The following is a 7,226-nucleotide window of genomic DNA, read 5'->3' on the forward strand; positions in this document are numbered from 1 at the left end:
AGAAAAAGGATAACTAGATAGCAAGTGATATTCTAGTAGGTTCGGTTCAGACATAATCGTGTAAGACCTAAGTAAGGGAAACCAGAAAGGGCTGTGATGAGCTTCGAGAATCCTCACGCCTTTAAGCCCAGGAGTGTCAACAACACTTATAGGGTTTTGGGAGAGAAAGGTGTATCTTAATATTAGAGAGGATTTTAAAAAAAGATTAAAAGTCTTCGAGAATACCCTAAACTTAAATCTTATCGTTTCCCCGAAGCTATTAACGGAAAGGAGTATCAGGTTATGACGGTGGAAAATCTAGAAACAAATGGGACTCAAACCCCAGCAACCACAGAAGAAAAAACCAGCACTGTGCGCGGTAAGGCTAGTACGGCTAAAACCGCCAAAGATAAAGAAGTGGTCGCCCTTTCGGTGAAAAACAGTCCCGAATCAGCTTCCAAAGCCTTAAAATTCTATCAACCTGAACATCGCTTGCCCGAAAATCGCCCTGTTGGTAGTAGCCATCTTCACTTCACGGAAGATGAAATGTTACCCGGTGGTCGTCCCGTGGAAGTTAGCCATCTGAAAGTTGTGAGTACCTATTCTTCCGTCGGTGGATTGCGTCCTGTCGGCTCTAGTGGTATGGAAATCAGTAGCACTCTAGCGATCTCTGGCAATCGTCCGATCGCTCTGAGTCATCTGCACATTAGCGAAACTTATACAGTCATGGGTAATCGTCCCGTTGCTTCCAATGAAATCGATGATCCCGAAACTTTAATGGGATTTTTGGATTAATTGTTTTGTTGATCAAGATAGATTTTTTCCCTGTCCCGGACGGGGAATTTATTTTTTCTAGCCCACCGTTTTTAATCCCGATGCTGTTTAAGCAAAAATTTTTCTTAATTGTCTCGTTTCTAATAGTGGTTTTTTGCGGTTTCGGATTATTAAATTTTACCTACGATGCTTCAGTTTTAGCGCCAGAGGAATATTATCAGATTCGATCGCTTCATAGTCGCGATGGTATCGGTAAATTTTATCTAGGACGGGAAATCGCTAAAGTCATGGGACACCAAGAAATGTTATGGTTAGAACGTCCTAGTCGCCGTTTCACGGAAAAACCCGATGATCTGATCACCGCACTACATTTAAAACCCACAGACCTAGTGGCAGATATCGGCGCGGGGACAGGTTATTTTAGTTTTCCTATGGCGAATTTAGTAGAACAAGTTTTCGCCGTCGATGTGCAACCGGAAATGTTAGGGGCAATTGATTTTTTGGCCGAGGAAAATCAAGTGAAGAATGTCACCACAATTCTCGCCACAGAAACCGATCCCAAATTGCCTATAAATGCGATCGATTTAGCTTTAATGGTCGATGCTTATCACGAGTTTTCCTGTCCCCGCGAGATGATGGAGAATCTGGTCAAATCCTTAAAACCCGATGGTAGGGTGGTATTAGTAGAATACCGTCGTGAAAATCCCCTGATTCCCATCAAGGCCCTTCATAAAATGACCCGCAGACAGGTAGAAAAAGAAATGGCCGCTGTCGGTTTAGTGCCAGAAGAAATCATCGAGACTTTGCCCCAACAACATTTAATGATTTTCCAGAAAACAAATTCAAATTAGCAAGTTACCCAAGCTAATCCGCGGGACTTTCTTTTTGGATTAACACCTCACCAGCGATTAAACGTTGGGCTGCCGACAGTAAAACATCCTCAATATAGGGCTTGACAAAATAACCTTTTGCCCCTTTAGCAGCGGCGAGATGCTGCATTTTTTGCGACCCTCGCGAGGTAATCATCGCTACTGGTATCCCCTGAAGTTGTTCATCCTCTTGCAGACGAGAGAGCAATTCTAACCCATTCAGGCGAGGCATTTCGAGATCGCAGAGAATCAGATCACAAGCTAATCCAGCCCGTAATTTTTCCCATGCTTCTAAACCGTCTCGGGCCTTTTCAATGCGATAACCAGCTTTAACCAAAGAAATCGCTAACATTTCCCGCGCCGTTACCGAATCATCGACAATCAAGACCCGATGATTCGATTGTGCAAAGAAATTAGCGGGATTACTGTCAATAATCGTTGCATCGGGGTATAAAGGCTGATTACGAGTCGCTTTAATACTATTAGCTAGTAACACTTCCCCCGCAATCATTCTTTCAGCCGCCGAGAGTAAATCTCTTTCCGTGTAGGGCTTGGTAAAATAACCACTAGCTCCTAATGTCGCCGCCACCTGACGATGACGTTTCCCCCCTTGGGAAGTCAATAAAGCCACGGGAATGGACGCTAATCGGGGGTCTTTTTGCAAATTATACAGTAATTCTAGGCCATTCATGCGGGGCATCTCGATATCGCAGAAAACGATATCACAGGGCAAACCGCCGCGTAATTTTTCCCAAGCTTCTTGACCATCCCGGGCCTGTTCCACACGATAACCGGCTTTACTAAAGCTTAAAGAGAGCAATCCCCGGACAGTAATCGAATCATCGACAATCAGAACCATAGCCCCCGATTTTTGGCTAGTTTCCACCGCTACGGGGGGGGCAGGTTGGCGCCAAAGACCACCGTTATCGGTACGCAGACGACCCCTGGCGATGTCGATTAACTCTAACACATCGCCGATCGGCATCACCGTACCATCGCCCAAAACCGTCGCCCCAGCAATCCCAGCCGTTTTCGGAATCGGTCCTTCGATCTGTTTGATGACGATTTCCAGTTCACCGATCACTTGATCCACCTGTACTGCGAGGAGATTATTACCACCGCGCAGGATCACGATCGAAAAAGAGTCTTCCTCCTGTTTGCCAGTATAAAAACTACCGCGACTTAGTTGCCGATTGTAGGAAAGCAATTCGCTTAAGGGTTGGAAGGGTAGTAAAGTATTTTGCCAGAAAACGCAGCGCCGTCCCTCCCTATCCATTTGGATATCGCTGGACCGGAAATCCTTCATATCTTCCACTCCGTCCATGGAGAACCCGATGCGCGCATGATTACTCACACAACACAGGGCCTTACAGATACTCAGGGTTAGGGGTAAACGGATGGTAAACGTGCTTCCTTTGCCCAGTACCGAGTCAATAGTAACGGTCCCGCGCACATCGATTAAACTGGTCTGCACCACATCTAAACCCACCCCACGACCGGCAAAATCATCGGCCTGATCTTTGGTACTAAAACCGGGGTGAAAGAGGAGTTCATAGACTTCTTGGGGACTGAGGTGTTCAGCTTCCCGATCGCCGATCAGGCCTTTTTCGATCGCCTTGCGTTTCACCTGATCAGCATCAATACCGGCCCCGTCATCACCAACGGTGATCACGGTTTGATTCCCCTGTAGGAATGCCCGGACAGAGATGGTCCCGAGGGCAGGTTTCCCTTTGTCCATGCGTTCTTGGGGTGATTCAATGCCGTGGGTGATCGCATTGTTGACCAGATGGGTCATGGGACTATTGAGATGTTCGAGGATCATCTTATCGATGAGAACATCACCCCCTTCCACTTTTAATTCGGCTTGTTTATCAAGTTTCAGGGAAATATCGCGAATTGCCCGGGGTAGGCGATCAGCGGCTTGACTAAAGGGAACCATGCGCGATTTGGTCATCCCTTCCTGTAGTTGGGTGGTGGCCTGTCGCAGACTGCGCGTCACCTGATCGGTTTCATCGAGGACAAATTGAAGATCAGAGCCCGATTCTCGCACTCGTACGATCAATTCGATCATCTCTTGGGATAATAAATGGAAATCGGTAAAACGGTCGATCTCTAGGGCATCTAGTTCGCCAGCCATGGCCGAATCCCCCTGATTTTCTCCCTGAACTCTACCGTAACCGATGGCACCACCGGAATTGCGACTAGCCAGTAAAGCCCCTTCTAGGAGGCTTCTTTCATAGAGATCCTGCATCCGACTGCCCACATCACCCAGATGTTGGACGCAGGTTAGCAAATTATCTAAAAAGAGACGCAGGCGATCCTGTTCCTCTTCAAGGCGATTGCGTTTAACCACCAGTTCCCCGATCAGATTGCTGAGGTTATCCAATTGTTTGATCGGCACCCGCATCGTCTGTTCAAAAGCTTTACTGACAAGGGGACGCAGGTTTTTTGACCGGACTGGTGGACTGACGCTGACCGCCGGATTTGCTGCCATCACCTGATTGGTTTCTTCGAGGAGTTTTTCTAAATCCTTGAATTCATCCTCTCGGAGGCTTTCTGGGGCAATTTCCCGTGATTCTAACCCTTGCAGAGGTTCCACCGCAGCCACCAGGTCCACTGCTGGGGATTCCCAGAGGAAGGCCTCTAGGGATTCAAAGATGTCTGGTAGTGGCGGTTGCGCCGGTGGCGTGGGTTTTTTCAGAAAAGCTTCTAAGTCTTCGAGGCTGTCGTAAAAATTGGGGTTGCCGATGGCTATAATTGCTTCTGAGTCCAAGACTACCGCATTTTCTAGCAGCAGAGATTCGAGATCATCCCCATCTTCCGGTTCTAACTTGGGAGCCGGTCCGGGGGTATAATAAAGATCATTAGTGGCGGATTCTTCCCAATTGATACTATCGCCAAAAAGTTCCTCTAATTCCCTTTCCGAGGTCAAGGAAGACGGGGTTTGCCCAAGATAGGCCCCGGCTCTGGCCACCAGAGAAGAACTCTGCTCGAATAAAAAGCCGAGTTCATCTAGAGCCTCGTCACCGTCGGTGTCTTTGTCTTCTAAACTCTCTAACAACTGTTCGAGATCCTCGTTAAAGAGATGATCCGAGTCGGGTTTCATCATGATTTGCTTCCTGCCAAGTCTTCCTTTTTGGTCAACCAATACGCTCTCTTCAGCTTCAGATTACCTAGAATCTTACTCGATAACTCTATCCACTAGCAATTTTTTTATGGCTAATCAAACTCTTGGACTCGATCGACAATTTTATTCCTATTATCAATCTATCTGTCTGCGAGAACCCCCTATTTTAGCTCAATTACGTCAAGAAACTGCCTCTCAACCCCTGGCAGTCATGCAGATTGCCCCCGAACAAGGTCAGTTTCTGGCTTTTTTGGTACAGGTGATCGGGGCGAAAAAAACCCTAGAAATAGGGGTTTTTACCGGTTATAGTTCTCTAGTGGTGGCCTTAGCTTTACCCCCAGAAGGCCAGCTGATCGCCTGTGACCTAAGGGAAGAATATACCAGTATAGCCCGCCGTTATTGGCAGCACGCCGGTGTCGCCGATAAAATCGATTTAAGAATTGCCCCGGCCCTGGAGACTTTAGATCAATTAATCTCCGGGGGAGAAAGTAATAGTTTTGATTTTGTCTTTATCGATGCCGATAAAAGTAATTATGATGCCTACTACGAACGGGCGTTACAATTGGTCAGAAATGGCGGAATTATCGCTATCGATAATGTTTTTTGGTCGGGACGGGTAGCGACGGCCGATAGCACTGATAATCGCACCAACATTATCCGTTCCCTTAATGCCAAAATTCAGCAGGATGAACGGGTAAATATCAGTATTATTCCTATTGGTGATGGTTTGACCCTGGCCATGAAACGGTGAAGAAGTTGGGGAGAGTAGAAAAGCTTTTGCTCTTGCGGAAACCACCCAGGACAACGCTACATCCCTTAAGCTCCTTAACGACAGCACTAAGTTATCTATCAGTTCAACGGAGAGGGTGGGATTTGAACCCACGTTAGGTGTGACCCTAAAGCAGATTTCGAGTCTGCCGCATTCAACCACTCTGCCACCTCTCCACAGGGTTTGAGTCCGGATTATCATTTTAACAGATTACTTGTCCTCGGATTGATTTTTTTTGATAAACCTCTTGCATAATTGATTTTTGAGGGTTTAAAAACGTCAAAAATAAGGATTAAGTGGCATAAAATATCCAAATAAACCATTTAATTGATTATTATTCATTCTTAATTCTCCTGACGACCGACTACTGACTCCTCACCAACCACGACAATTTTTGATTTTTACAAGAGGTCTGATGAATCAAGCTCCTTTTCTTCCAGTTAACCATCCCCAGCCTAACTTTCTCCACCGGTTAGGGAGTCTCTGGAAATTTTCCCGTCCCCATACGATTATCGGCACTTCTTTCAGTGTTTTAAGTCTGTATTTAATTGCTTTGGGCAATATTAGCGATTTTTTTAGCCATTGGTCGGTTTTATTGCTCACTTGGGTCGCTTGTCTTGCGGGTAATGTCTATATCGTCGGTTTAAATCAGTTGGAAGACATCGACATCGATAAAATCAATAAACCTCATCTTCCCCTAGCAAAGGGCGAATTTTCTCGGTTAACAGGAGGGTTGATCGTGGGTTTTACTGCTATTTTAGCAATTATACTGGCTTTTATCGGTGGTTTTTGGCTGTTAATCACCGTGGGGATTAGTTTACTCATCGGTACTGCCTATTCCTTGCCACCAGTGCGGTTAAAACGCTTTCCTCTCTGGGCAGCCTTCTGTATTTTTACCGTCCGGGGTGTTATCGTCAATTTAGGTCTTTTTCGCCACTACAACACAGTTATTAATCAAAATCAGTCTATCTATCCCTCAGTCTGGGTTTTAACAGCTTTTGTTCTTGTTTTCACCGTTGCGATCGCTATTTTCAAGGATGTTCCTGACCTAGAAGGCGATCGCATTTACCAGATTACCACTTTTACCCTGCTGCTCGGCCCTGAAAAAATCTTAACAATTTCTCTATTGACAATTTCTCTATGTTATGCGGGGATGATTACCGTCGGTCTCTTGGGGATAACGGGAATTAATTCTCCTCTGGCCATTGTCGCCCATCTGCTCCTACTTCTTCTTCTTTGGTGGCGTAGTCGCAGGGTAAATTTAGAAGATAAAAGCGAAATCAGCCGATTTTACCAATTTATTTGGAAATTATTCTTTTTAGAATACATTATATTCCCCCTGGCTTGTTTGATATGAAAATATCTCCTTTTTTAGCGGCCATTCCCTTACTTTTGCTAGGTGGTACAAGCGCACCTAGTCAAGAAACCATCGATCCGCAATTATTAACCGGCAACCTTCATTTAAACCTGAAAAAGTGATGGGGCTTAATGCCTTGCCAATTGGGCATTGTAGTCGTGTATGAAATACCAGATAGCCCCGATATGATTATCCATTTTTTTAGAGAAAGATAGACTCTGTCTGACCAATCTAGAAATTCTTTGTCGAAGAGTATTATTTAATCTTTCAATAGGATTAGTTTGACCAGTTTCTTGACCAACTGGTCGATGACGTTTACTGGGAATTACTGTCTTATAGGACTCCCAAAAG

The 7,226-nt window shown here is 45.5% G+C and carries 7 protein-coding genes and 1 tRNA gene; 5 read left to right on the plus strand and 3 right to left on the minus strand.

What is annotated here, in order from left to right:
* Positions 1-282: 282 nt before the first annotated feature.
* The gene (locus tag IM479_RS02475) at positions 283-774 is read left to right on the plus strand and encodes a hypothetical protein (RefSeq protein ID WP_286826410.1); all 492 of its coding nucleotides are present in this window, start codon (positions 283-285) and stop codon (positions 772-774) included.
* Positions 775-854: 80 nt separating this feature from the next.
* Positions 855-1,604 (plus strand): class I SAM-dependent methyltransferase, encoded by a 750-nt coding sequence (locus tag IM479_RS02480; protein WP_287686014.1) that lies wholly within the window; start codon positions 855-857, stop codon positions 1,602-1,604.
* Between the two features lie 13 nt (positions 1,605-1,617).
* On the opposite strand, the gene IM479_RS02485 is transcribed toward IM479_RS02480, so the two are convergent.
* Positions 1,618-4,731 carry a hybrid sensor histidine kinase/response regulator gene (locus IM479_RS02485; protein ID WP_287686015.1) on the minus strand — a complete coding sequence of 1,038 codons (3,114 nt, stop codon included), beginning with the start codon at positions 4,729-4,731 and terminating at the stop codon, positions 1,618-1,620.
* A 106-nt stretch (positions 4,732-4,837) separates the two neighbouring features.
* Here IM479_RS02485 and IM479_RS02490 point away from each other — a divergent pair, with 106 nt between their 5' ends.
* Positions 4,838-5,500, plus strand: coding sequence for a class I SAM-dependent methyltransferase (locus IM479_RS02490; RefSeq protein WP_287686016.1), 663 nt, complete (start codon positions 4,838-4,840; stop codon positions 5,498-5,500).
* Between the two features lie 107 nt (positions 5,501-5,607).
* Here the strand turns inward: IM479_RS02490 and IM479_RS02495 are convergent.
* Positions 5,608-5,694 (minus strand) — tRNA-Ser (locus tag IM479_RS02495).
* Positions 5,695-5,933: 239 nt separating this feature from the next.
* Here IM479_RS02495 and IM479_RS02500 point away from each other — a divergent pair.
* Entirely contained in the window at positions 5,934-6,875 is a 942-nt protein-coding gene (locus tag IM479_RS02500; protein ID WP_287686017.1) for a homogentisate phytyltransferase, read from the plus strand.
* Entirely contained in the window at positions 6,872-6,997 is a 126-nt protein-coding gene (locus IM479_RS02505; protein WP_287686018.1) for a hypothetical protein, read from the plus strand. Before IM479_RS02500 ends, IM479_RS02505 begins: the two co-directional genes overlap by 4 nt.
* A 6-nt stretch (positions 6,998-7,003) precedes the next feature.
* Here the strand turns inward: IM479_RS02505 and IM479_RS02510 are convergent.
* The coding region (locus tag IM479_RS02510; protein ID WP_287686019.1) for an IS1 family transposase at positions 7,004-7,226 on the minus strand (223 nt) is incomplete at its 5' end.

It is taken from the genome of Microcystis sp. M165S2, assembly GCF_020245885.1.
In the GTDB taxonomy this organism is placed as follows: Bacteria; Cyanobacteriota; Cyanobacteriia; order Cyanobacteriales; family Microcystaceae; genus Microcystis.

Bases quoted from the DNA above. Each gene is read 5' to 3' on its own strand.
- IM479_RS02475 (WP_286826410.1), top strand. From the start codon at position 283: ATGACGGTGGAAAATCTAGAAACAAATGGGACTCAAACCCCAGCAACC.
- IM479_RS02480 (WP_287686014.1), top strand. From the start codon at position 855: ATGCTGTTTAAGCAAAAATTTTTCTTAATTGTCTCGTTTCTAATAGTG.
- IM479_RS02485 (WP_287686015.1), bottom strand. From the start codon at position 4,731: ATGATGAAACCCGACTCGGATCATCTCTTTAACGAGGATCTCGAACAG.
- IM479_RS02490 (WP_287686016.1), top strand. From the start codon at position 4,838: ATGGCTAATCAAACTCTTGGACTCGATCGACAATTTTATTCCTATTAT.
- IM479_RS02500 (WP_287686017.1), top strand. From the start codon at position 5,934: ATGAATCAAGCTCCTTTTCTTCCAGTTAACCATCCCCAGCCTAACTTT.
- IM479_RS02505 (WP_287686018.1), top strand. From the start codon at position 6,872: ATGAAAATATCTCCTTTTTTAGCGGCCATTCCCTTACTTTTGCTAGGT.